Source organism: Paenibacillus sp. UASWS1643, assembly GCF_008693195.1.
Classification (GTDB): Bacteria; Bacillota; Bacilli; order Paenibacillales; family Paenibacillaceae; genus Paenibacillus; species Paenibacillus amylolyticus_B.
The window spans coordinates 1-337 of the sequence record NZ_VXKZ01000038.1 but is presented as its reverse complement, the minus strand read 5'-3'; the positions used below and the strand labels follow the sequence as shown (position 1 = coordinate 337).

The following is a 337-nucleotide window of genomic DNA, read 5'->3' as shown; positions in this document are numbered from 1 at the left end:
GAAGACGCAGACATTACCAGTCAGGTGGAGAAAAACGCTTGGAAGAAGCGGTTTGAATCTGAAATGGGGACTGTACGAATGGTACAGCGTTACCGGGCGCATCCGGATGATATTCGCGGACTTGGTACAGGCGAAGTTTTCTTATGCCGGAAGACTATTGAGCAGGACGGTGCGCCTTATGTGGCTCGTGTCTATGTTCGCAACGCGCTTGATCTCACCGGAATCGGTGCTCAAATACAGGGGGTGTAACTATGGCGAAAAGTTTAGCCAAGCGGAAAGCTGCGGCTGATGAGCCACAGCAAGAAAAAGTGTCTGTTTGGGAGAAGATAAAACGATT

Annotated in this window: 1 protein-coding gene; it reads left to right on the top strand. The window is 49.9% G+C overall.

Annotated features, from left to right (window positions below):
* A partial coding sequence (locus FE296_RS32535; RefSeq protein ID WP_190944948.1) for a hypothetical protein occupies nt 1–249 on the top strand: 249 nt, incomplete at its 5' end.
* Between the last annotated feature and the right edge of the window lie 88 nt (nt 250–337).